This window comes from Ochrobactrum sp. SFR4 (assembly GCF_019730395.1).
Lineage (GTDB): Bacteria > Pseudomonadota > Alphaproteobacteria > Rhizobiales > Rhizobiaceae > Pseudochrobactrum.
The window spans coordinates 1-573 of the sequence record NZ_JAAPBB010000102.1; the positions used below are offsets into that span (position 1 = coordinate 1).

The 573-nt window shown below is 40.3% G+C and carries 2 protein-coding genes; both read right to left on the reverse strand.

Annotated features, from left to right (window positions below; all coding sequences use genetic code 11):
• Positions 1-215: zonular occludens toxin domain-containing protein (locus tag HBA93_RS18050; protein ID WP_221724213.1), on the reverse strand; the 215-nt coding region annotated here is incomplete at its 3' end.
• Positions 216-218: 3 nt separating this feature from the next.
• A complete protein-coding gene (locus HBA93_RS18055; RefSeq protein ID WP_221724214.1) occupies positions 219-509 on the reverse strand; it encodes a hypothetical protein in 291 nt (96 codons plus the stop codon).
• Between the last annotated feature and the right edge of the window lie 64 nt (positions 510-573).

Genomic DNA, 573 nt, shown 5'->3' on the forward strand with positions numbered 1-573 from the left:
GTAATTTCTTCATCATCGACTAAATGAACAGAACCTAATGAGCTTGGAACGGCTCCCAGTTTTCTCAGAGCATAATCTCTTGCTGTATCTTCATCAAAACCAGCAATATTTGTCACCACACGGCGACCCTTAGCAATTGCGGGTAAAATTACAAAAGCAACAACTTCATACGATTTACCGGAACCCGGAACACCTGTGTAAAGAGAAACGGCCATACATCACCCGATAATAGGCAAGCGACGAATAGAAAATCGCAAAACGTAAGCAGCAATTATTGCTGGCAAACCAACATCAAGACGAAAAAGCTTAATGAACCATCCAGCGCCATTTCCTAAAGAAGTAACAGCATCTGAAAACCCCATAAGATCGACGATTACAATCTGAGTAAAATAAGCCATTGCTTCAGAAACAAAATAAAAAATAGCGATATAAAAAACACCTTTGAAAACGATAGCTCTAAAAATCCAACCAACAGCTGTCCAAATTCCAGATAATAATAAACCCCACATAAGACACTCCTGTATCTCGTAAAAGGCCTTCTCTACGGCGCAATTTTAAAAGCGCGCTCGGCCT